Genomic DNA, 23174 nt, shown 5'->3' with positions numbered 1-23174 from the left:
ACGATTACGGCCCGCTGCTACCGGGCGACACTTTTCATGCACGCGGACGACGATCGCCTCGGCGCACACCTTGCTCTCCCCGGATCACCGGTCCAGCGCCTGCTTCAGCAGGCCGACCGGCTCACGATCATCCAGACGATGATCCGCGACTGGGCGCATGAACCGCTGGCCAGCGCGCTGAGCGTGGCCAACGAGCGTGAGGACATGGTGGTGATTCATGTCGCCTCGGCTGCCGCACACACCCAGCTCCGGTACCGCTCGCAGGAACTGATCCAATTCCTGCGGCAGAAGCTGGCCTCGCCTGCCTTGCGCGTCGACATCAGGGTGCGACCGACGTCACAGCCCCCGCGCAAAACTGACGGTTGACCCGAGTCTAAGCGCGGCATCGAACGCCGTGCAAGCGCTCGTTCAGGCCGGCAGCGGATTCGAACTGCTGTAAAAAGCCGGCGTCCTGCTATCAACGTCGTCGAAAACGACGTGTTCCCAAGCGGACGGGTTGGCAAGCAGCGCCCGTGCCAGCTTGTTGTTCAAGGCATGGCCCGACTTGAACGCGGTGTAGGCGCCGAGCAGCGGGTGGCCGATCAGATACAGGTCGCCGACGGCGTCGAGAATCTTGTGGCGGACGAATTCGTCGTCGTAGCGCAGGCCGTCGTGGTTCAGAACCCGGAACTCGTCGACCGCCACTGCATTTTCCAGGCTGGCGCCGAGTGCCAGGCGCCGGGAGCGCAGGAACTCGAATTCCTTCATGAAGCCGAAGGTGCGCGCGCGGCTGACCTCGCGAATGTAGGCCTGGGTGGAGAATTCGACCGACGCGCTCTGCGCCGTCGAATTGATCAACGGGTGATCGAACTCGATGTTGAAGGTGAGGCGGAAGCCGTCGTACGGCTCCAGGCGCGCCCACTTGTCGCCATCCTGCACCTGCACCGGCGCCTTCAGGCGGATGAAACGCTTCGGCGCGTCCTGATCCTGGATGCCGGCGGACTGGATCAGGAACACGAACGGCGATGCCGAGCCATCCATGATCGGAATTTCGGCGGCCGACAGCTCGACCAGACAGTTGTCAATGCCAAGGCCGGCGAGCGAGGACATCAGATGCTCGACGGTGGCGACCTTGACGCCGTCCTCGATCAGATTCGACGACAGCGTGGTTTCACCGATGGCCATCGCGCTGGCGCGAACTTCGCGCGGCGGCTGCAGATCGACGCGGCGGAACACGATGCCGGTGTCGGCCGGGGCCGGCAGCAGGCTCATGTAGACCTTCTGGCCACTGTGCAGGCCGATGCCGCTGACACGGACGGGCGAGCGAAGCGTTCTTTGACGGATCATCGACGGAAGTCCGGACAGGCGGCCCGCTCTGGCGGCGGATCGAGGGAGAGAGTGAGCCTTTCGACCCGGATTCTAGCATCCGGTTCCCGCACCAATGCCGCAGCGCAGCACGCCAGCGCGAGCGGCCCGGACGCGCTCAGACAGGCGGCCGGAATCGCCGGGGACAGACCAGCAAGCCGGTGCGCGACGGGCGTGATCGCGCACCGGCTTCACGACGGGACGGGTGCCGCGATCAGTCGGCCTGGGCGCGCAGGAAGGCCGGGATGTCGAGCATTTCCTCGTTGTATTCCAGTGCTGCGAATGCCGGCGCGACGGCCGGACGGGCATTGCGCAGCGGCTGGCCCGACGGCGCGGCTTCGTGCACCCGGGGTGCCCAGCCACCGACTTCCGACTGCTGGCGCAGCGGCGTCACCACGCCACGCGGGGCGCCGAGACCTTCGCTGCCAAGCGGCGCACCGACGCCGCGCAGGCGCGGGTTGAAGCCGTCGACGGCCGCGACCGGCTTGGCAGCGACGGCGGCACGCGAACCTTCGAGGCCGGTGGCGACCACGGTGACGCGAATCTCGCTGCCGACCGTCGGGTCGAACGAGGTGCCGCACTTGATGTCGGCTTCGGCGGAGGCGATCTCGCCGATCCGCTCGTTGATCAGCTCCAGCTCGTCCAGCGTCAGCGACTCGTCGCTGGTGATGTTGACCAGGATGCCGCGGGCGCCGGTGAGCTCCAGGTCGTCGAGCAGCGGGCTCGACAGCGCCGCTTCCACCGCCTTGCGGGCGCGGTCGTCGCCGCTGGCGGCGCCGAGGCCCATCATCGCCATGCCGCGGTTGGTCATCACCGTCTTCACGTCGGCGAAGTCGACATTCATCATGCCGGGCCGGGTGATCAGGTCGGAAATGCCCTGCACCGCGTTCTGCAGCACATCGTTGGCGGCCTTGAAGCCGGACAGCAGGGTGACCGCACCGCCGAGCACCAGCCGCAGCTTCTCGTTCGGAATCATGATCAGCGAGTCGACGTGCTGCTGAAGCTCGCGGATGCCTTCCTGCGCGATCGCCATGCGCTTCTTGCCTTCGTGCGGGAACGGCTTGGTGACCACCGCCACCGTCAGGATGCCGAGTTCGCGCGCGATCTCGGCAATCACCGGCGCAGCGCCGGTACCGGTGCCGCCGCCCATGCCGGCCGTGATGAACAGCAGATCGGTGCCTTCCAGCATCTCGCGGATGCGGTCGCGATCCTCTTCGGCGGCTTCGCGGCCGATGCGCGGGTTGGAGCCGGCGCCGAGGCCGCGCGTGACTTCCGCACCGATCTGCAACTGCAGCGTCGGACGGCACTTCTCCAGGTGGTCGCGATCGGTGTTGGCGACGATGAACTCGACGCCCTCGATGTTCGCGGCCGCCATCTGGTTGACCGTGTTGCAGCCGCCGCCGCCGACACCGACCACGCGGATCACCGCGCGCGGCGTGACGCCGTCGACCAATTCGTACATTTCGTTGCTGTGCCTGCTTCCGCCCATGTTCCCGTCTCCTGTTGCGTCGTCGTGTATGGCGCCCTGTGCCACGTCCTGCACTGCCCCGCCGCGCTCGCCCGAACGCGACGGTTGAAACTCTAGAGGTTGCCCTTGAACCAGCCCTTGACCCGGCTCAGCAGCTGGCCGGCATCGCTGTTGCCCAGCCGCCGCATGCCGTTGCCGCTGCCGACCGGCCGCTGCTGGCGCGCAAACAGCAGCAGGCCGACGCCGGTCGAATAGGCCGGCGAGCGCGCCACCTCATCGATACCGGTGACGTCCTGCGGCAGGCCGAGGCGCACGCCGACTTCCAGCACTTCTTCGGCCAGTTCCAGCACGCCCGGCGTCTGCGCGACACCGCCGGTGAGCACCACGCCGCCGGCGATCAGCTCGTACAGGTCGGCGCGATGCAGCTCCTTGCGCACGTAGCGGAACAGCTCCTCGAAGCGCGGCCGCATCACCTCGGCCAGCATCTGCCGCGACAGGTGCCGGGTCGGCGATTCGCCGACGCCAGGCACATCGAACGGCGCGTCGTGCGCCACCAGTTCCGGCAGCGCGCAGCCGTAGCGGATCTTGATCGCCTCGGCGTGCTGCGCCGGCGTGCGGAAAGCCACTGCGATATCGCTGGTCACCAGATCGCCGGCGATCGGGATCACCGCCGTGTGGCGGATCGAGCCGCCCTTGTAGACGGCGATGTCGCAGGTGCCGCCGCCGATGTCGACCAGGCAGATGCCGAGATCGCGCTCGTCCGGGCTCAGCACGGCGTCAGCCGAGGCCAGGTGCTGCAGCACCAGTCGCTCGACCGTCAGCCCGCAGCGCTCGACGCACTTGTAGAGGTTCTGAGCCGCGCTCAGCGTGCCGGTGACCATGTGGACCTTGGCCTCCAGCCGCACGCCGGACATGCCGATCGGGTCCTGGATGCCTTCCTGGCCATCGACCACGTACTCCTGCGGCACCACGTGCAGGATCTGCTGGTCGGCCGGAATCGCCATCGCGCTGGCCGCCTCGATCACCGCGTCGACATCGCGCGCGGTGATCTCGCGGTGACGGATCGGCACCACACCGACCGAATTCAGGCTGCGGATATGGGTGCCGGTGATGCCGACATGGGCGGCGCGAACGCGGCAGTTGGCCATCAGCTCGGCAGCTTCGACGGCGCGGCGGATCGATTCCACCGTGTTCTCGATGTTGACCACCACGCCCTTCTTCAGCCCACGCGTTGGCGCAGTACCGAGGCCAACGACCTGCACGGCGCCGGTCGGCGTCACTTCCCCGATCATCGCGGCCACCTTCGACGTACCGACGTCGAGGCTGACCAGATACTCGGGCTTTCTGTTCTTGTTCATCAATGCGGCTTCCCATCGGTTCCGCGCGGCGCAGCGACCTTGTCGCTGACGGAAGCCGGCGCAACGCCGTCTTTCCAGCCCACGGAAAAACCATTCGAATAACGAAGATCGACATAGCCGACCTTCTCCAGTTGCGCGTTCAGCGAATCGCTGACGGTGCCGAGGATCAGCGCCACATGCCGGCGTGGATCGCCCTGGCCCAGCCGCAGCTCGATGCCGAGCCGCGTGGTCATCCGCCATTCGCCGCGGGCGTCGAGCTGCAGGCCCATCGGCGACCAGGCGCTGTCGGCCAGCCGCAGCCGCAGTTCCTCGTACACCGCTGCGGTTTCCGCTTCATGTCCTGCCGGCGCCGACAGCTGCGGCAGATCCTGCGGAATCTCGTCGGGGCTCGGCGTGAACACGCGGCTGTCGCGATCGATCACCTGCGCTTCGCCCCAGCGGGCGAACGGCTGCCGTTCGACGAGCTTCACCGCCAGCGTGTCCGGCCAGATCCGGCTGACCTGTGCCTGCGACACCCACGGCAGCGCTTCGATACGCGCGCGGACATCGAGCAGATCGGTATCGAACAGCCGCTGGTCCGGCTCCAGATCGGCTGCCGCCGCGATGTCGGTGGCCTTCAGCCGTTTCATCGCGCCGACGATGCGGATGCTGTCGACTGGTGGATTGACCATCGGCGCCAGCAGCTGCACAGCGACGATCGCCACCGCCAGCAGCGCCGCCAGCAGCAGCCCCGGACGCAGGTAGCGCGGCCAGGTGGCCGCTTCGTCATCGTGGTGGCGCAGCATCGTGGCGCTCATCGGCGATCAGCCTCCGGCCCGGATTCAAGCGTCGTTTCGAGAATCGCCCAGCACAGCGCGTCGTAATCCATGCCGACCGCGCGGGCCGCCATCGGCACCAGGCTGTGCGAGGTCATGCCCGGCAGCGTGTTCACTTCCAGCAGCCACGGCCGGCCTTCGGCATCCATCATGAAATCGACCCGGCCCCAGCCGCGGCCGCCGATCGCATCGAAGGCTCTGACGCAGATCGCCTGCAACTCCCGCTCGTGGGTCGGCACCAGATCGGTCGGGCAGATGTAGCGGGTGTCGTTGGAGATGTACTTGGCGTGGAAGTCGTAGAACTCGCCATCCGGCACGATGCGGATCACCGGCAGCGGCTGGCCATCGACGATCGCGCAGGTGTATTCGCCACCGGCAATGAAGCTTTCCGCCATCACCACGCGCGCGCCGTCGCCGCGTGCCAGCGCGAAGGCGGCGTCGATCTGCTCGCGCGACTTCACCTTCGACACGCCGACGCTCGAACCATCGGCCGCCGGCTTGATGATGAACGGGTAGCCAAACAGGTCGGCCGCGCCGTAGGCGTCGTCGACGCTGTCGAGAATCCGCCAGTCCGGCGTCGGCAGGCGCTCGCCCTTCCAGATCCGCTTGGTGCGCAGCTTGTCCATGGCGAGTGCCGAGGCCAGCACGCCGCAGCCGGGATACGGAATGCCGTGCAGATCGAGGATCGCCTGCACCGTGCCGTCTTCGCCGCCGGTGCCGTGCAGCACGCTGAACACGCGATCGAGCTTGCGTGCCGGCAGATTCAGGATCGCTTCGCGGTCGGCGTCGATGGCGACCACGTCGATGCCGAGCCGGGTCAGCGCCGCGACCACGCCCTCGCCGCTCCACAGCGACACCTGGCGTTCGGCCGACCAGCCGCCCATCAGCACCCCGACCTTGCCGAAGGCCTTCGGGTCCGAGACGCGCTTACGCATCGGCCTTCTCCCCGACCATCTTCACTTCAGGATGCAAGTCAATTCCGGTCTGCTGCTTCACGGTGGCGCGGATGTGTTCGATCAGGGTTTCGACGTCGGCGGCGGTCGCGCCGTCCTCGGTCAGGATGAAATTGGCGTGCTGCTGCGACACCTGGGCGCCGCCGACGCGGTACTGCTTCAGACCGCAGGACTCGATCAAACGTGCCGCGTAATCGCCGGGCGGATTGCGGAACGTGCTGCCGGCGCTCGGCCGGCCGACCGGCTGCGTGGCCTTGCGCTGGGCCAGCGAGGCACGGGTCGCGGCGGCGTACTGGCCGTCGTGGTCGGCGGTGACCACGAAGCGCGCCGCGAGGTAACCGAGCACGTCGGCCGGCGGCTGCACGCTGCGATACGCGGTCTGGAACGCCGACGGCGGCAGCCAGGCGGTCGTGCCGTCGCGCATCAGCACTTCGACCTCGGCGACCGTCGGCCAGGTCTCGCCGCCCCAGGCCCCGGCGTTCATCGCCAGCGCGCCGCCGACGGTGCCGGGAATGCCGGCCATGTAACCGAGCCCGGCAAGCTGCTGGCGCTCGGCAAACTTGGCCAGCCGCGCGCAGTGCAGGCCGGCCTCGGCATACAGGCGATCCGGCGCATCGAGGCGCAGCGCATCGAGCGCGCCGTGCAGCGCGATCACCGTGCCGCGGAAGCCGCCGTCGCGGACCAGCAGATTCGAGCCCAGGCCCAGCCACAGCAGCGGCTCGCTGCTCGGCAGCGCGCGCACGAAGGCGATCAGATCGTCGCGGTCGGCCGGTTCGAAGTAGCGATCGGCCGGGCCGCCGACTCGCCAGCTGGTGTGGCGCGCCAGCGGCTCGCCGGCCCTCAGCAGGCCACGGCAGGGGCTGGGCGCGCGCTCGGCCATCACGGCGTCACTCCGGTCCAGGCCTGCGCCAGCAGGCCGGCGAGGCCGCCGATGTCGCCAGCGCCGACGGTCAGCAGCACATCGCCATCACGGACCATCGCGGCCAGCGCTGCCGGCGCTTCGGCGACGGTCTTGACGAACACCGGCTCGACCTTGCCGCGCGCCCGGATGCCGCGCGCCAGCGCCCGGCCATCGGCATCCGGCAGCGCCGCTTCGCCGGCGGCGTAGACCTCGGTCAGCAGCAGGCCATCGGTCTCGGACAGCACCGCGCAGAAGTCGTCGAACAGGTCGCGCGTGCGGCTGTAGCGATGCGGCTGGAAGGCGACCACCAGACGGCGGCCGGGATAGGCGCCGCGAATCGCGTCGAAGGTGACCTTCAGCTCGCGCGGGTGGTGGCCGTAGTCGTCGACGATGCGCACCGTGGCCTCGCCGACCTGCCAGTCGCCATGCGATTCGCAGCGCCGGCCCACACCCTGGAATTCCGACAGCGCGCGGCGCATCGCGTCGAAGCTCACGCCCAGTTCGCGGGCGACGGCGATCGCCGCCAGCGCGTTCAGCACGTTGTGGCGGCCGGGCAGGTTGACGTGCATCGGCTCGCGGCTGCCATCAGCGAGCAGCACGGTGAAGTGCGCGCCGTTGGCTTCGAAGCGGATGTCGGTGGCGCGCAAGTCGGCCGGTTCGTCGATGCCGTAGCTCAACACCGGGCGGCCGATGTCGTCGATGACGCCGCGCACTTCGGCGTCGTCGACGCACATCACCGCCAGGCCGTAGAACGGCAGGCGCTGCAGGAATTCGATGAAGGTGGCGCGCAGCCGGCGGAAGTCGCCGCCGTAGGTTTCCAGGTGATCGGCGTCGATGTTGGTGACGATCGCGATCATCGGGTTCAGATGCAGGAAGCTGGCATCGCTCTCGTCGGCTTCGGCAACCAGATAGGTGCCGCTGCCGAGCTTGGCGTTGGTGCCGGCGCTCTTGAGCTTGCCGCCGATCACGTAGGTCGGGTCGAGCCCGCCTTCGGCCAGCACGCTCGCGACCAGGCTGGTGGTGGTGGTCTTGCCGTGGGTGCCGGCCACCGCGACGCCGTAGCGGAAGCGCATCAGCTCGGCGAGCATTTCGGCGCGGCGCACCACCGGAATCCGTGCCGCGCGTGCCGCCGCCAGTTCCGGGTTGTCGCCCTTGATCGCGGTGGAGATCACCACGACATCGACATCGGCGACGCGGCCGGCATCGTGGCCATACGCGACCGCCGCGCCGAGTGCGATCAGGCGGCGGGTGGCGGCGGATTCCTTCAGGTCCGAGCCGGATACCTGATAGCCGAGATTGATCAGCACCTCGGCGATGCCGGCCATGCCGGAGCCGCCGATGCCGAGCAGGTGGATGCGCCGGATGCGGCGCATCGGCTGGGTTCCAAGCGTGGTCACTGGGCGCTCCCCGATTCGAGACAGAGATCGGCGATGCGCTCGTCGGCGGCGATCCACGCGGCAGTGCGCGCGGCCGTCGCCATCATCGCCAGCTGGGCGCGACGCGACAGCAGGTCGGCCAGCGTGTCGGCCAGTCGCTGCGGCGTCAGCGCCGCTTCCGCGATCAGCATCGCCGCGCCGGCCTTGACCAGGTATTCGCCGTTGCGGGTCTGGTGATCGTCGACCGCCGCCGGGAACGGCACCAGCAGCGCCGCGCAGCCGGCGGCCGCCAGTTCGGCCACCGTCGAAGCGCCCGAACGGCAGACCACCAGATCGGCCCAGTCGTAGGCCGCCGGCATGTCGTCGATGAAGGCCAGCACTTCGGCGCTGACGCCGGCCTGCGCGTAGGCGGCCTCGGCCACGTCGAGCGTGCGGCCGGCCTGATGGCGGACCTGCGGGCGCGCCCCGGCCGGCATCAGCGCGAGTGCTGCCGGCAGCACCTGGTTCAGCGCCCGCGCGCCCTGGCTGCCGCCCAGCACCAGCACCCTCGGCGTCGAGCCGTGGCCAGCCAAGCGCTGCGCCGGCGCCGGCAGTTCGAGGAAACCGGCCCGCACCGGATTGCCGACCGTGATGGCGCCGGCGAAGGTGCCCGGGAACGCTTCCAGCACGCGCGTGGCGATGCGCGCCAGCAGGCGGTTGGTCAGGCCGGGGGCGGCGTTCTGCTCGTGGATCAGGAGCGGCCGGCCACTCAGGCGCGCCGCCAGCCCGCCCGGCCCGGCCGCGAAACCGCCCATGCCGAGCACCAGTGCCGGCTGCTGGCGACGGATCACGGCCCATGCATCGAGCACTGCGCGCAGCACCCGCAGCGGCGCTTTCAGCAGGGTCAGCAGACCCTTGCCGCGCACGCCGGAAACCCGCACGCGCTCGAACGGAATGCCGTGCGGCGGCACCACGCGGGCTTCGAAGCTGTCCGGCGTGCCCATCCACACCACCTCGTGGCCGCGGCGCATCAGCACCTTGGCGACCGCCAGTGCCGGATAGACGTGTCCGCCGGTGCCGCCGGCCGCGATCATGATTTTCATTGGCTGGCCTCGCGCTGGGAGGCCCGGCCATCCATGGCCTCGCTGTACGCGATCGACGAGCGCCGGCCCGACCATCCATGGCCGGGCGCGCGGGACGACTGCGAGCTGTGCTCGCAAAGCATCGTCCCGCGCCCAGCCGCGATCATGATTTTCATGAGCGACCTCCGCGACGACGGAAGAACGCGAACCACTTGCTGCCGGCCTCGCTGCGGCTGGCGGTGCCGCCGCCCACGCCGGCGCGGCGGGCCAGTGCGTCGGGCACGCCGGTGCGTCCGCCGATGCCCGGATGACCGGCCTTGAGATACCGGTTCTCGTAGTCGACGCGCAGGATCAGTGCCGCCATCACGCAGACGGTGATCAGGGACGAGCCGCCGTAGCTCATGAACGGCAGGGTCAGACCCTTGGTCGGCAGCGCGCCCATGTTGACCGCCATGTTGATCAGCGACTGCAGGCCGAACCAGCCGGACAGCCCGTAGCAGAGATAGGCGCTGAAGCGGCAGTTCATCGCCTCGGCCACGCGGCCGATCGCGAAGCCGCGCCAGACCACGGTCGCGAACAGCCCGATCAGCACCAGCACGCCGAGCAGGCCGAACTCCTCGGCGAGGATCGCGAAGATGAAGTCGGTGTGCATTTCCGGCAGGTACAGGAGCTTCTGCAGGCTGTTGCCGAGGCCGACGCCGCTCCATTCGCCACGGGCCACCGCGATCAGCGACTGCACCAGCTGGAAGTTGTCGCCGCGCGGGTCCAGCTCCGGGTTCAGGAAGCCGATCACGCGCTTGACCCGGTACGGCGCGATCAGCACCAGCAGCACCAGCACGGCGCCGACCGAGGCGCCGATCACCGCCATGTCGCGCAGCCGCGCGCCGCCGATGAACAGCATCAGCAGCGCCACGCCCATCAGGATCGCGGTGGCGCCGAAATCGCGTTCGCCGATCAGCAGCACGCCGACGATCGCCAGCGGGATGAACGGCGCGAACAGGCCCTTGGTGGTGGTCCGCAGCGGCACCTGCCGGCGCACGATGTAGCCGGCCAGATAGACGATCACCGCCAACCGCGCCGGCTCCGACACCTGCAGCAGGAACGGCCCGATCGGAATCCAGCGCCGTGCGCCGTTGCGGATCACGCCGATGCCCGGCACCAGCACCAGCACCAGCAGCAGCAGCGCCAGCATCAGCAGCAGCGGCCCGGTGCTTTCCCAGGATTTCATCGGCACCGCGAAGGCGAGCGTCGCCGCGCCGAGGCCCATCGCCATGAACATCAGCTGGCGGTTGAAGTAGTACAGGGTCGAGGCGCCGGCCATGCGCTCGGACACCGCGACCGAGGCCGAGGCGACCATCACCAGCCCCCAGGCGATCAGGATCGCCACGGCGAGGCAAAAGCCCGTGTCCAGCCCGTAGCGGGCCGGCGACAGGCCGAACGGCAGGCTGGCCTGCGTGCTCAAGATTTCAGCTCCAGCACGCGCGCGCGGAACACCGCACCGCGCTGCTCGTAGTTCTTGAACTGGTCGAGGCTGGCGCAGGCCGGCGACAGCAGTACGCGGTCGCCATGCCGGGCCACGGCGCGGGCGGCCAGCACGGCGGCCGCCAGGTCCTCGACCCGCTGTACCGGCACCCGCCCGGCCAGATCGCGCTCGATTGCCGCAGCGTCCTGGCCGAACAGGATCGCCAGCCGCGCCTTGGCGGCCAGCGGCGCGCGCAGCGCGGTGAAATCCTGGCCCTTGCCCTGGCCGCCGCCGATCCACACCAGCGGACCCTGCAGGCCCTGCAGCGCGGCCAAGGTGGCGCCGACATTGGTGCCCTTGGAATCGTTGATCCACGACACGCCATCGAGATCGGCCACCCATTCGCAGCGGTGCGCCAAGCCCGGAAAGCTGAACAGCGCGGCGAACATGCCGGCCTCGTTGAGGCCGGCGGCCTCGGCCAGCGCGAACGCGGCCAACGCGTTGGCGGCGTTGTGCAGGCCTTCGATCTTCAGGCTCGACACCGGGAACAGCGGCGTCTCGCCGCGCGCGGCCCAGGTCTCGCCATCGTGCTCGATCAGCCCGTAATGGCCTTTGGCCGGCGCATCCGGCCCGAAGCTGACCACCCGCCGTGCGGTGTGCGCGCCGGTGTGGGTCGAGCGGTCGTCGCGGTTGACCACGGCGGTCTGGGCATGGGCGTAGATGCGCGCCTTGGCAGCCGTGTAGCGCTCGATCGAACCGTGGCGGTCGAGATGATCGGGCGAGATGTTGAGCACCGTCGCCGCGACCAGCTTCAGCGTTTCGGTGGTTTCCAGCTGGAAGCTCGACAGCTCCAGCACGTACAGCTGGTTGGCGTCGTCGAGCAGATCCAGCGCCGGCGTGCCGAGATTGCCGCCGACACCAGCACGCACGCCGGCTTCACGCGCCATCGCGCCGACCAGCTCGGTGACCGTGCTCTTGCCGTTGGAGCCGGTGATGCCGATCACCGGCGTGTCGCCGACCGCGCGCGCGAACAGTTCGATGTCGCCGATCAGTTCCAGCTTCGCCGCGCGCAGGCCGGCGACGAATGGATCATCGAGCGGCACGCCGGGCGACACCACCGCAAACGCGAACTGCGACAGCGGCGCCGGCGCGGCAAAGGCGCCGACATGGACCGCCTCGACACCGGGCAGCGCCCGCAGCGCGTCAAGCTCGCCAGGGGCAGCGCGGGAGTCGGTCAGCACCATCCGCGCGCCTTCGCGCGACAGGTAGCGCGCCGTCGATGCGCCGCTCTTGCCGAGGCCGACGACAAGGACAGCAACACCGCTGTAACGCCCCACGCCTGTCGCCTCACCCCTCACGCTGCTCTCCATCAGCGCACCTTCAACGTCGACAGGCCGATCAGCACCAGAATCAGGGTGATGATCCAGAAGCGGACGATGATCTTCGGCTCCGGCCAGCCCTTCAGCTCGTAGTGGTGATGCAGCGGCGCCATCCGGAAGATGCGTTTGCCGCCGGACCACTTGAAGTAGCTGACCTGGATCGCCACCGACAGCGTTTCGGCCACGAACACGCCGCCCATGATCGCCAGCACGATTTCCTGGCGGACCAGCACCGAGACGACGCCGAGCGCGGCACCCAGCGCCAGCGCGCCGACATCGCCCATGAACACCTGCGCCGGGTAGGCGTTGAACCACAGGAAGCCCAGACCGGCACCGGCGATCGCGGTGCAGAACACCGCCAGCTCGCCGGCACCCTGGATGTACGGAATGCCGAGATAGGTGGCGATCTTGATGTTGCCGGTGGCATAGGCGAACACCGCGAGCGCGGAGGCCACCAGCACGGTCGGCATGATCGCCAGCCCGTCGAGACCGTCGGTGAGGTTCACCGCGTTGGATGAGCCGACGATGACCAGATAGGTCCACGGGATGAAGAAGATGCCGAGCGGGATCGTCACGTCCTTGACGAACGGCAGGATCAGGCTGGTCTCGATCGGCGTCTTGGCCGTGTACCAGATGCCCAACGCCGTGCCGAAACCGGCCAGCGACAGCCAGAAGTACTTCTTGCGGGCGACCAGGCCTTTGGTGTTCTTGCGGGTGATCTTCAGGTAATCGTCGAAGAAGCCGACGACGCCGAAGGCCAGGGTCGGAATCAGCGCGAACCAGACGAAGCGGTTCGACAGGTCCGCCCACAGCAAGGTGGCGATGGCGATGCCGGCCAGGATCATCGTGCCGCCCATGGTCGGCGTGCCGGTCTTCTTCAGGTGCGACTGCGGGCCATCGGTGCGGATCACCTGGCCGAACTTGAGAATCTGCAGCCGGCGGATGATTCCCGGCCCGGCGACGAAGCAGAAGATCAGCGCGGTCAGCACACCGAGGATCGCCCGGAAGGTCAGGTAGCCGAACAGGTTGAAGCCGCTGTAGTACGGCTGCAGATGGCTGGCGAGTGCGTAGAGCATCAGTGCGCGTCCTCGACCGCCGTACCGACGAGGCCGGCCACCACCCGTTCCATGCGCGCGCCGCGCGAGCCCTTGACCAGCACGGTCACGCCCTCGCTGAGTTCGTCGCGCAGTGCGGCAACCAGATCGTCAACCTGCTCGAAGCTGCGCGCATCGGCGCCGAAGCCATCGGCCGCATGGCGGGTCATCGCGCCCAGCGTGTACAGGCGGTCGATGCCCAGCGAACGCGCGGCGCGGCCGGCGTCCTCGTGGATCTGTGCGGCGTCCGGCCCCAGCTCGCGCATTTCGCCGAGCACCACCCAGCGCTGCCCGGGCAGGCCGGCCAGCAAGTCGAGCGCAGCGCGCAGGCTCGTCGGATTGGCGTTGTAGCTGTCGTCGAGCAGCCGCGCGCCTTCGCGCGTGGTCTTCCAGTTCAGCCGGCCAGCCACCGGCGCCATCTGCGCTAGGCCTTCGGCGATCGGGCCGATACCCATGTTCAGCGCCAGCCCGGCGGCGACCGCCGACAGCGCATTCATCACGTTGTGCATGCCGGGAATGCCGAGTTCGACGCGCGCGCCGCCGGCCGGCGTCACCAAGGTGAACGCGGTGGCCTCGGGTGCCGCTTCCGGAATGCCGACCAGATCCTGGCCGCGCACATCGGCCGCCTCGGAAAAGCCGAAGCTCAGGATCGAAGCCTCACCGGCCAGCTGCTTCCACAGCGGCGCGTACGGATCATCGGCATTGATGACCGCCAAACCTTCGGCGCCGAGCGCGGCGAACAGCTCGCCCTTCGCGTGGGCCACGCCATCGCGCGAGCCGAAGCCTTCCAGATGCGCGTCGCCGGCCATCGTCACGATGCCGATCTGCGGCCGCGCGAGCTTGGCCAGCAGCGCGATTTCGCCGGCATGGTTGGCACCCATCTCGATGACTGCGGTGGCGTGCTCGGCGCGCAGCTTCAGCAAGGTCAGCGGCACGCCGATGTGGTTGTTCAGATTGCCTTCGGTGGCCAGCACCGGGCCGCGCGCGGCCATCACGCTGGCAACCAACTGCTTGGTCGTGGTCTTGCCATTGGAGCCGGTGATGCCGATCACCGGGATGTCGAAATCATTGCGCCAGCTCTGCGCCAGCCGCTGCAGCGCGACCAGCGTGTCGCCGCCGTCGGTGTCGGCGATGACGATCTGCGCGCCGCCGCCGTCGATGCGCCGCGCCACCAGACAGCCGACCGCGCCGAGGCTGGCCGCGCGCACCACGTAGTCGTGGCCATCGAAGCGGTCGCCCTTCAGCGCCACGAACAGATCACCCGGCTGCAGCTGCCGGGTGTCGGTGACCACGCGATGGAACGGCGCATTGGGGCCGTACAGCACCGCGCCAATGCGGGCGGCAGCTTCAAAAAGCGATTCCATCGGTTCGGACGTCACGGGATTCGGGTTCAGGCTCATGCGCGCCTCGGCAGGCCGAGCAGGTCGGCGACATAGGCGCGGTCGGAAAAGGCGCGGCGGTCGCGGCCGTACAGCTGGTAATCCTCGTGGCCCTTGCCGGCGATCAGCACGAGGTCATCGGGCGCAGCCGTGCCGATCGCAGTGGCGATGGCGGTGGCACGGTCGTGGATCACCCGGGCCGAACGACCGGCCGGAATGCCAGCGAGCATCGCGGCAGCGATCGCTTCGGGGGATTCGGAGCGCGGGTTGTCGTCGGTGATGATCGCCAGGTCGCTGCGCTCGGCAGCTGCGGCAGCCATCAGCGGCCGCTTGCCGGCGTCGCGGTCGCCGCCGCAGCCGAAGACACTGATCAGCCGCCCGGCGGCATGCGGCCGCAGCGCATCGAGCACCGCCGCCAGCGCCTGCGGCGTGTGCGCGTAGTCGACCACCACCAGCGGGCTACCCGGCGCGCGGAAAGCTTCGATGCGGCCCGGCACGGTGCGGGCAGCGGCCAGTGCGGCCACCACGTCGGCCAACGCCACGCCCTTGGCCAGCAGCACACCGGCGGCAGCCAGGAGGTTGCGGGCGTTGAAGCGACCGAGCAGGCGGCTGTCGAGCCGCGCACGCCCCCAGGCGGTATCCAGCTGCATCGACAGGCCGTCGCCGTGCAGCGCCAGTTCACGGCCGATGACGAAGCGAGCGCCCTGCGGGGCATGGCCATCAAGGCCATAGACGATCACCGGCGTCGCCGCTTCGGCCAGCAGTTCGCCGGCCCAGCGACGGCCGTGGGCATCGTCCTGATTGAGCACGGCGGCCTTCAAGCCGGGCCAGGCAAACAGGCGGCGCTTGGCGGCGGCATAGGCCTCGACGGTGCCGTGGTAGTCGAGGTGATCGCGGCCGACATTGGTCAGCACTGCGATATCGAATTCGACCCCGCCGACGCGCGCCTGATCGAGCGCGTGCGAGGACACTTCCATCGCGCAGGCGCGGGCACCGGCATCGCGGGCCTCGGCCAGCAGAGCCTGCAGCCGCAGCGGGTCCGGCGTCGTGTGCGAGGCATCGGCCAGCGCGCCGAGGCGGCCATAGCCAAGCGTGCCGAAATAGGCGCAGGGGCTGCCGAGATGATCCAGCGCCTGGGCGACGAGATGCGCGGTGGAGGTCTTGCCGTCGGTGCCGGTGATGCCGGCGATGAACAGTTCGGCAGACGGCTGGCGATACCAGCGCGCGGCGATGGCGCCGGCCTGCCGGCCGAGCGCGTCGACAGCGATGGCCGGCACCGGCAGCTGCGGCGCCGCAAGACCCGCCGCCGGCTCCCAGGCCACTGCCGCTGCGCCGCGCGCCAGCGCCGCGTTGACATGCGCCAGGCCATGCGAGGCGCTGCCGCGTACGGCCAGGAACAGCGCGCCGGGCGTTACCTGGCGGCTGTCGAGCGCCAGGCCGGTGATCGCCACATCGGCGGCCGGATCAACGGCGGCGAAGCCATCGAGCAGGGCGCGCAGGCTGCGGGTGGCCAGTGCGGCGTTCACGGCTGCGCCCTCGCCAGCGCCGGGCCGGCATCGACCTGCTGGGTCGGCACCGCCGGAGCCGGGGCTGGCGTCGGCGCTTCCAGCGGCGGCGACAGCTCGTCCGGCTTGATCTGCAGCAGCCGCGCCGCGCCGGCCATCACCCGGCCGAACACCGGCGCCGACACCGCACCGCCGTAGTAGTCGCCGTTGCCGGGCTCGTCGATCATCACCAGCGCGACCAGGCTCGGATTCTGCGCCGGCAGCATGCCGATGAAGGCCGACTGGTAAGCGCCCTTGATATAGCCGCCCTTGCCGTTCTTCTTCACCGTGCCGGTCTTGCCGGCCACGCGGTAGCCGGGCACGGCGGCCTTGGTGCCGGTGCCGCCCTTGACGGTGACGCCTTCCAGCATGGTCCGCACCAGCTGCGCCGTGCGCGCCGACACCACCCGCTGCGGCGGCTCTTCGTGATCGCGCTTCAAGATGCTGATGGCCGGCATCAGGCCGTCGTTGGCGATCGCGCAGTAAGCCCGCACCAGCTGCAGCGCGTTGGCGGTGAACGAATAGCCGTAGCTGGCGGTGACCGTGTCGGACGGCCGCCAGCGATGGAAATCCCGCAGCACCGTCCGTTCCTCGAACGGCAGGCCCGCAGCCACCCGGTCGCCGAAGCCGAAGCGGGTGTAGCCGTTCCAGAGCTGTTCGGTGCCGAGCTTCTGGCCGATGTAGACGGCGCCGACGTTCGACGACTTGGCCAGCAGGGTCGCCAGATCCACTTCGCCGGCAGCATGGACATCGCGCACCGAGACATTGCTGATCTTCAGAAAGCCGTTGCCGGTATCGACGCGGTAGTCCGGGCCGATCACGCCGGTATCCAGCGCCTGCGCCACCATCAGCGGCTTGACCGTGGAACCAGGTTCGAAAGTCAGCGCCACCGCGCGGTTGCGCAGCGCTTCCGGATCGCGGACGTCGGAACGGTTGGGGTTGAAGCCGGGCTGGCTGGCCAGCGCCAGGATGTCGCCGCTGTGGGCATCGGCCAGCACGATCAGGCCACCCTTGGCCTTGTTCTCAGTGACTGCTGCTTTCAGCTCGCGATAGGCGAGGTATTGCAGCCTCAGGTCGAGCGTCACCTGCACGTCGGCGCCGGGCTGGGCCGGCGTCAGCTCGGTCGGATCCTCGACGATGCGCTTCTTATTGTCGCGGATCACCCGGCGCTTGCCCGGCGTGCCAGCCAGCAGTTCGTCGCGCGTGCGCTCGACGCCGGACGCCGGATTGCCTTCGAAATCGAGGAAGCCGACGACATGCGCGGCGACTTCGCCGGCCGGATAGAAGCGGCGGTAGTCGGGCTCGGTCTCCACGCCCGGTGCTTTCAGCTCGGCGATCCGCTGGCCTTCGTCGGGCGTCATCGAGCGCTTCAGGTACACCTTCTGCGGCCCTTTCGGCGGCCTCGGGCCGGCCTTCAGCAGGTCGTAGTCGCGCTTGCGCGCTTCGAGGTAACGGCCGAGCTGGCGCGGCGTCTGCTGCAGCAGCGCCGCCAGCGCGGCGTGGTACTGCGGCGCGGCCAGCAGCTTGTCGGGATCGGCGGTGATCGACACCACCGGTGCCGACAGCGCCAGCGGCTCGCCGTTGCGGTCGCGCACCGCGCCGCGATGGGCGCGCAGCTGCTGCATGCGCACGTACTGGTTGTCGCCACGGGCGCTGTAGCGATCGTTGCTGACTACCTGCAGCTGGAACGCGCGGCCGAGAATGCCGATTGCCAGCACGCCGAGCACGCCGAGCGCGAACTTGCGGCGCCAGCCTTCCGGCGCATCGGGCAGCGAGCGCTGGGCGGCGTTGACCGGCCCCTTCACCGCTTCGGCTCCGCTGGCGCAGCGCTTGGCGGCGCGACGCCAGCCGCGCCCTGCACCGCCTGGATGGTCTGCCAGGCCGAAGGCTCGACCAGCCCGAACTGGGCGCGGGCGATCGGCTCGACGCGCGCCGCCTGCGCCAGGGTGGCTTCCTCGAGCTGCAGCTGCGCCCATTCCAGATCAAGGCGCTCGTTGTCGACTCTCAGCGCTTCGGCCTTGACGGTCAGCCGGCGGTGCTCGTTCTTGACCTGCACGACGGCGAGTGCCGAGATCACCACGAAGATCGCCAGCGTGATCGGCAGCAGCAGGCCGCCGCTGCTGCGGCTGTCGCGGCGCGAGGTAGTTGGGCGGGCGGCCATCAGGCGATGCGCTCGGCGATGCGCAGCACGGCCGATCGGGCGCGCGGGTTGGCGTCGGTTTCCGCCGCGCTCGGGAAGCAGCGGTCGACGCGCTTCAGCAGTGGCGCGCCATCACGGTTCAGGCGCTGGCCGGTCAGCACGTCGCGCTCGGTGCCCTCGGCGTCGCGGATGAAGCGCTTGACGATGCGGTCTTCCAGCGAATGGAAGCTGATCACCGCCAGCCGGCCGCCCGGCGCCAGCAGCGCGGGTGCTGCGGCCAGCACGGTTTCCAGCGCGCTCAACTCGCCGTTGACGTGGATGCGCAGGGCCTGGAAGGCCCGCGTCGCCGGGTGGATCTTGAACGAGCGCGGGCCGGGCACGCTGGCGATCAGCGCGGCCAGCTGCGCCGTGGTCGCAAGCGGCGCCAGCAGCCGCGATTCGACGATCTTCTTCGCGATCCGCCGGCTGTTGCGTTCCTCGCCGAGCGTATACAGCACGTCGGCGATCTCCGCCTCGTCGGCGTGCGCCAGCCAGTCGGCCGCCGATTCGCCGGACGACGGGTCCATGCGCATGTCGAGCGGGCCGTCGTGCTGGAAGCTGAAGCCGCGCGCGGCATCGTCGAACTGCGGGCTCGACACGCCGAGGTCGAGCAGGATGCCATCGATCCGGCCGGCGATGCCGGCAGCGCCGGCGACCCGGGCCAGATCGGCGAAGTTGGCCGCATGGAAATGGAAGTTCGGCCGGCCGGCAAAGGTCTTCCAGGCATGCCGGCCGGCGTCTGGATCGCGGTCGAATGCATGCAGTGCGCCGTCGGCGTTCAGGCGTTCGAGAATCGCGCCGGAATGGCCGCCGCGACCGAAGGTGCCGTCCACATAAAGCCCATCCGGGCGGACGGCGAGTCCGGCCAGGGCTTCGTCGAGCAGAACTGGCCGATGGGAAAACATCCGGTCAGCGCCCTCGTTCGGGCTTGGGCTCGCGGCGGCGTGCGGCACGGGGAGGCCTCATGGCACGGCCAGCGCCGCGAAGGCGTCGGCGTAGCTCTGCTGGCCCTGGGCGTTGTTGTCCTGCCACTGGGCGTAGGACCACAGCTCGAAATGGTCGAAGGCACCGACTAGCACGACATCGCTGCCAAGGGCCTTCATGTCGCGCAGCAGCGCCGGCACCACGATGCGGCCCTGGCCGTCGATCTCCGACTCCACCGCGTTTCCAAGGAACAGGCGCTGGACCAGCATCCGCTTGGCGCGGTCGGCGATCTTCGGGATCTGCTCGGCCATCTTGCGGAACACCGGCGCCGGGTAGACCTCGATGCATTCCGGCCCGAGCGTCACGGTGAGCTGCTTGCCGTACTCGTCCGCCAACTGGGCACGAAGACGTGCAGGGACCGCGAGGCGGCCCTTGTCGTCGATCGTCAGTCGGTTGGAACCAGCAAACATGGCATCAAGCCCCACAATGGCGTGCAGCGAAGGCAAGTACAGCCACTTTTCCCCCACTCACCCCACTATATGCCACGTGACACCACCCCGCAAGCACGATCAAGGCCAAAAAGCCTGTCCTGACAAGGGCTTAGGAGAATTCTCGGAGGTTCGATCTAAGTCATCAAAAACAAGCATTTAGGCGAACTACCTAAAGTGCGGTGCAACATTTTCCGAGGTCTGGACGGCTGAAGCGGGCAGACGATCGGTAGACGAGTGTGAACAGCGTCGCAGCCGGGCCAGCGACGGCCGCGGGCCGCACGGAAATGCAGGGATGCCGGCCGGGAGGGCCGCCACACGGCCAGCCGCGACCTCAAGCGCCCCGACGCCGGCGGGGCCGGGGCGCATCGATCGAAAATGAAGCGGGAGCCGGCCGATAAGCCGGGTTCTGTCTACCGCCATCCCGCTTGCGCGCGATGACGCCGAGACAACCATTCCTCTACGGCGACGATCACTCGCCGCCTTCAGCAGCCTACCCGGAGAGCACGCGGACCACGTGTTGCGGCGACCTTGCGGCTGCCGCGTCCCTCCCTATTTGGCCTTGCTCCATGTGGGGTTTGCCGTGCCGGTTCATTGCTGAACTCGCGGTGCGCTCTTGCCGCACCATTTCACCCTTGCCTGATTCCCGATCTGCACCGGGACCATCGGCGGTATCTTTCTGTTGCACTTTCCGTCGGCTTTCGCCGCCCAGCCGTTAGCTGGCACATCGTCCTGCGGAGCCCGGACTTTCCTCCCCCACCGTGAGGTGGCAGCGGTTGTCTGGCCGACTCCCGGCGCGGATTGTACGCCTTCGGTCGCAGCGGCCCCCGCTATCATCCCGGCCACCCTCTTGGACACCGTCGCGTCATGCGCAAAATGATCATGCTGCTGGTTGTCGCCGCGCTCGGCGTCTGGCGCCTCTGGCCGCTGCCGGAGGCGGTGATTCCGCCCGGCCAGGCGCTGCCGGCGGCGCAGGCACCGGCCGCATTGCGCTTTGCGCTACTGAAGACCGGCGCGGCAACCACGCTGGAAGCGATGGTGGTGGCCGGTGGCAGCCTGTTCCGCCCGACCGCGATCGGACACGTGGCGGTGCTGGTCGAGCATCCGGCCGGGCGCTTCCTGTTCGACAGCGGACTCGGCACCGCCATCGACACCCAGTTCGACACCGAGATGGCGTTCTGGGCCAAGCCGATCTTCGCCTACCGGCAGGTCCGGCCGGCCGTGCAGCAACTGCGCGAAGCCGGCGTCGCCGCACCGGACCGCATCTTCCTGTCGCACGCCCACTGGGATCACGCCAGCGCGCTCGGCGACTTCCCGCAGGCCGAGGTCTGGGTGCCGGACGCGGAACGCGACACCGCGCTGCACGGCCGGCCGCCGGCGTTCCTGCCGTCACAGTTCAGCAGCCCGACGCTGCGCTGGCATCCGTTCCGCTTCGACGGCCCGGCGGTCGCCGGCTTCCCGGCCAGCCTCGATCTGTTCGGCGATGGCAGCGTCGTGCTGCTGCCGTTGCCCGGCCACACCGCCGGCTCGACCGGCCTGCTGCTGAGCCTGGCCGACGGCCGCCGCTACTTCTTCGTCGGCGACACCGTCTGGAACCATCGCGGCATCGACCAGCCGGCGCCCAAATTCAGCATCTCCAGCCTGATCGTCGACGCCGACCGCGACGCGACCTGGCAGGCGGTGCTGGCGCTGCGCGGCCTGCGCGACGCCAACCCGGGCCTGCAGATCATCCCGGCACACGACAGCAGCGTGCACGACACGCTCGGCTACTTCCCCGAATACGTCACAGCGGCGGCGCGCTGATGCGCGTCTTCTCCCATACCTGCTCGAACACCGAGATCGTCGCCGCACTCGGTGCCGCCGACCTGCTGATCGGCCGCGATGACGATTCCGATTTCCCGCCCGACGTTGCCGCCCGCGTGCCGGCCTACGGGCGCGATCTCGACCTGCGGGTCGACGAGGTCATCGGGCTGCGGCCGGATCTGGTGCTGACCTCGCTGACCGTGCCCGGCCACGAGCGCATCGTCGACGCGATCAAGGCCGCCGGTATCGCCACCTTGGTCTGCGATCCGCTGGGCCTCGACGACATCTTTTCCGACATCCGCCGCATCGCCGCCGCGCTCGGCATCGCCCCGCGCGGCGAGCAGCTGGTCGCCGAGATGCAGGCGGCGATGCCGCGGGTCGAGGCGACGACGCGGCCGAAGGTGCTGATCGAATGGTGGCCGAAGCCGGTGATCACGCCGACCCGCCAGGCCTGGGCGACCGATCTCATCGAACGGGCCGGCGGCTGCAATCCGTGGGCCGGCATCGACGGCAAGAGCGCGCCGCTGACCGACGAACACATCATGGCCAGCCCGCCGGACGTGATCGCGATGAGCTGGTGCGGCGTGAAGGTCGCGAACTACCGCGCCGACGTGGTCAGCCGCCGGCCCGGCTGGGCCGAGGTACCGGCGGTGCGCGACGGCCGCATCGTCGCGATCAGCGAGGAATTCCTCGGCCGGCCAGGGCCACGAGTGGTCGAGGGCTACCGGCAGCTGCGCGCGGCGATCGACGCGGCGCGCGCCTAAGCGGGCGGCCCGATCAGGCCTTGATCAGCGTGCCGATGCCTTCGTTGGTGAACAGCTCCAGCAGCACCGCGTGGTCGAGCCGGCCGTCGATGATCACCGAGGACTTCACGCCGCTCTGCACCGCATCGAGCGCGCAGGCGATCTTCGGCAGCATGCCGCCGTAGATGGTGCCGTCGGCGATCAGCGCATTGACCTGCGCCACGGTCAGGCCGGTCAGCACCTTGCCCTGCTTGTCCATGAGCCCGCTGACATTGGTCAGCAGCATCAGCTTTTCTGCCTTCAGCACCGAGGCCAGCTTGCCGGCGACCAGATCGGCATTGATGTTGTAGGCCTCGCCCGCAGCGCCGACGCCGACCGGCGCGATCACCGGAATGAAGCCACCGGCTTCCAGGTGATCGACGACGCGCGGATCGATGGCCTCGACCTCGCCGACCTGGCCGATGTCGCCGCCGGGCACGGTCATCTTCTTCGCGCGGATCAGGCCGCCGTCCTTGCCGGTCAGGCCGACCGCGCGGCCGCCCTGCTGGTTGATCGCGTTGACCACGGCCTTGTTGACCAGACCGCCGAGCATCATCTCGACGACGTCCATGGTCTCGGCATCGGTGACCCGCATGCCGTCGATGAACTCGCTCTTCTTGCCGAGCTTTTCCAGGTGCTTGCCGATCTGCGGACCGCCGCCGTGAACCACCACCGGGTTCATGCCGACCGCTTTCATCAGCACGATGTCGCGGGCGAAGGAGTCGATCATGTCGTCGTCGCCCATCGCGTTGCCGCCGTACTTGACGACGAAGGTCTTGCCGGCGAAACGGCGGATGTACGGCAGCGCCTCGGTCAGGACCTGGGCAATGGTTGCGGCGTTGGGCTTGTCGACCGTCATGGCTA

At 69.1% G+C, this 23174-nt stretch carries 22 protein-coding genes and 1 other RNA gene; 3 read left to right on the top strand and 20 right to left on the bottom strand.

Annotated features, from left to right (window positions below):
- Positions 1-36 precede the first annotated feature (36 nt).
- The gene (locus ACTIGJ_RS07445) at positions 37-366 is read left to right on the top strand and encodes a DciA family protein (protein WP_439639653.1); all 330 of its coding nucleotides are present in this window, start codon (positions 37-39) and stop codon (positions 364-366) included.
- A 42-nt stretch (positions 367-408) separates the two neighbouring features.
- On the opposite strand, the gene lpxC is transcribed toward ACTIGJ_RS07445, so the two are convergent.
- The 19 genes from lpxC to rnpB form a co-directional block, all read right to left on the bottom strand.
- Positions 409-1326, bottom strand: coding sequence for a UDP-3-O-acyl-N-acetylglucosamine deacetylase (lpxC, locus tag ACTIGJ_RS07440; RefSeq protein WP_439639652.1), 918 nt, complete (start codon positions 1324-1326; stop codon positions 409-411).
- A gap of 232 nt (positions 1327-1558) precedes the next feature.
- Positions 1559-2806, bottom strand: a complete 1248-nt coding sequence (ftsZ, locus tag ACTIGJ_RS07435; protein WP_439639676.1) for a cell division protein FtsZ — start codon at positions 2804-2806, stop codon at positions 1559-1561.
- Between the two features lie 119 nt (positions 2807-2925).
- Positions 2926-4170 (bottom strand): cell division protein FtsA, encoded by a 1245-nt coding sequence (gene ftsA / locus ACTIGJ_RS07430; RefSeq protein ID WP_439639651.1) that lies wholly within the window; start codon positions 4168-4170, stop codon positions 2926-2928.
- Positions 4170-4967 (bottom strand): cell division protein FtsQ/DivIB, encoded by a 798-nt coding sequence (locus ACTIGJ_RS07425; protein WP_439639650.1) that lies wholly within the window; start codon positions 4965-4967, stop codon positions 4170-4172. Before ACTIGJ_RS07425 ends, ftsA begins: the two co-directional genes overlap by 1 nt.
- The gene (locus ACTIGJ_RS07420; RefSeq protein ID WP_439639649.1) at positions 4964-5920 is read right to left on the bottom strand and encodes a D-alanine--D-alanine ligase; all 957 of its coding nucleotides are present in this window, start codon (positions 5918-5920) and stop codon (positions 4964-4966) included. The genes ACTIGJ_RS07425 and ACTIGJ_RS07420 overlap by 4 nt, the downstream gene beginning before the upstream one ends.
- Entirely contained in the window at positions 5913-6818 is a 906-nt protein-coding gene (gene murB / locus ACTIGJ_RS07415) for a UDP-N-acetylmuramate dehydrogenase (protein ID WP_439639675.1), read from the bottom strand. The genes ACTIGJ_RS07420 and murB overlap by 8 nt, the downstream gene beginning before the upstream one ends.
- On the bottom strand, positions 6818-8212 hold the full coding sequence (gene murC / locus ACTIGJ_RS07410) for a UDP-N-acetylmuramate--L-alanine ligase (RefSeq protein WP_439639674.1): 1395 nt from the start codon (positions 8210-8212) through the stop codon (positions 6818-6820). The genes murB and murC overlap by 1 nt, the downstream gene beginning before the upstream one ends.
- A 20-nt stretch (positions 8213-8232) precedes the next feature.
- Complete coding sequence (gene murG / locus ACTIGJ_RS07405; protein ID WP_439639673.1) at positions 8233-9288, bottom strand: undecaprenyldiphospho-muramoylpentapeptide beta-N-acetylglucosaminyltransferase; 1056 nt, start codon at positions 9286-9288, stop codon at positions 8233-8235.
- 5 nt (positions 9289-9293) lie between these two features.
- Positions 9294-9452 (bottom strand): hypothetical protein, encoded by a 159-nt coding sequence (locus ACTIGJ_RS07400; RefSeq protein ID WP_439639648.1) that lies wholly within the window; start codon positions 9450-9452, stop codon positions 9294-9296.
- Positions 9449-10738: a putative lipid II flippase FtsW gene (gene ftsW / locus ACTIGJ_RS07395; protein WP_439639647.1), complete on the bottom strand. Its 1290-nt coding sequence runs from the start codon at positions 10736-10738 to the stop codon at positions 9449-9451. Before ftsW ends, ACTIGJ_RS07400 begins: the two co-directional genes overlap by 4 nt.
- Positions 10735-12075: a UDP-N-acetylmuramoyl-L-alanine--D-glutamate ligase gene (murD, locus tag ACTIGJ_RS07390; protein ID WP_439639646.1), complete on the bottom strand. Its 1341-nt coding sequence runs from the start codon at positions 12073-12075 to the stop codon at positions 10735-10737. Before murD ends, ftsW begins: the two co-directional genes overlap by 4 nt.
- 32 nt (positions 12076-12107) lie before the next feature.
- Positions 12108-13193 (bottom strand): phospho-N-acetylmuramoyl-pentapeptide-transferase, encoded by a 1086-nt coding sequence (mraY, locus tag ACTIGJ_RS07385; RefSeq protein WP_439639645.1) that lies wholly within the window; start codon positions 13191-13193, stop codon positions 12108-12110.
- Positions 13193-14575 carry a UDP-N-acetylmuramoyl-tripeptide--D-alanyl-D-alanine ligase gene (locus ACTIGJ_RS07380; RefSeq protein WP_439639644.1) on the bottom strand — a complete coding sequence of 461 codons (1383 nt, stop codon included), beginning with the start codon at positions 14573-14575 and terminating at the stop codon, positions 13193-13195. The genes mraY and ACTIGJ_RS07380 overlap by 1 nt, the downstream gene beginning before the upstream one ends.
- 32 nt (positions 14576-14607) lie before the next feature.
- On the bottom strand, positions 14608-16080 hold the full coding sequence (locus ACTIGJ_RS07375) for a UDP-N-acetylmuramoyl-L-alanyl-D-glutamate--2,6-diaminopimelate ligase (RefSeq protein ID WP_439639672.1): 1473 nt from the start codon (positions 16078-16080) through the stop codon (positions 14608-14610).
- Positions 16081-16112: 32 nt separating this feature from the next.
- Positions 16113-17939 (bottom strand): peptidoglycan D,D-transpeptidase FtsI family protein, encoded by a 1827-nt coding sequence (locus ACTIGJ_RS07370; RefSeq protein ID WP_439639643.1) that lies wholly within the window; start codon positions 17937-17939, stop codon positions 16113-16115.
- Positions 17936-18295 carry a cell division protein FtsL gene (gene ftsL, locus ACTIGJ_RS07365; protein WP_439639642.1) on the bottom strand — a complete coding sequence of 120 codons (360 nt, stop codon included), beginning with the start codon at positions 18293-18295 and terminating at the stop codon, positions 17936-17938. The genes ACTIGJ_RS07370 and ftsL overlap by 4 nt, the downstream gene beginning before the upstream one ends.
- A complete protein-coding gene (gene rsmH, locus ACTIGJ_RS07360) occupies positions 18295-19218 on the bottom strand; it encodes a 16S rRNA (cytosine(1402)-N(4))-methyltransferase RsmH (protein ID WP_439639641.1) in 924 nt (307 codons plus the stop codon). The genes ftsL and rsmH overlap by 1 nt, the downstream gene beginning before the upstream one ends.
- Positions 19219-19275: 57 nt before the next feature.
- Entirely contained in the window at positions 19276-19707 is a 432-nt protein-coding gene (mraZ, locus tag ACTIGJ_RS07355; RefSeq protein WP_439639640.1) for a division/cell wall cluster transcriptional repressor MraZ, read from the bottom strand.
- A 400-nt stretch (positions 19708-20107) separates the two neighbouring features.
- An RNA gene (gene rnpB / locus ACTIGJ_RS07350) (RNase P RNA component class A) lies at positions 20108-20517 on the bottom strand.
- Positions 20518-20592: 75 nt separating this feature from the next.
- Here rnpB and ACTIGJ_RS07345 point away from each other — a divergent pair.
- Positions 20593-21528: an MBL fold metallo-hydrolase gene (locus ACTIGJ_RS07345; RefSeq protein WP_439639639.1), complete on the top strand. Its 936-nt coding sequence runs from the start codon at positions 20593-20595 to the stop codon at positions 21526-21528.
- Positions 21528-22292 (top strand): ABC transporter substrate-binding protein, encoded by a 765-nt coding sequence (locus tag ACTIGJ_RS07340; RefSeq protein WP_439639638.1) that lies wholly within the window; start codon positions 21528-21530, stop codon positions 22290-22292. Before ACTIGJ_RS07345 ends, ACTIGJ_RS07340 begins: the two co-directional genes overlap by 1 nt.
- A 13-nt stretch (positions 22293-22305) precedes the next feature.
- Here ACTIGJ_RS07340 and argB read toward each other — a convergent pair whose 3' ends face one another.
- The gene (gene argB / locus ACTIGJ_RS07335) at positions 22306-23169 is read right to left on the bottom strand and encodes an acetylglutamate kinase (RefSeq protein WP_439639637.1); all 864 of its coding nucleotides are present in this window, start codon (positions 23167-23169) and stop codon (positions 22306-22308) included.
- Positions 23170-23174: the final 5 nt, after the last annotated feature.

The organism is Nevskia sp. (genome assembly GCF_051860985.1).
Lineage (GTDB): Bacteria > Pseudomonadota > Gammaproteobacteria > Nevskiales > Nevskiaceae > Nevskia.
The sequence above is the reverse complement of the archived record's forward strand: the minus strand, read 5'-3'. Positions and strand labels throughout refer to the sequence as shown.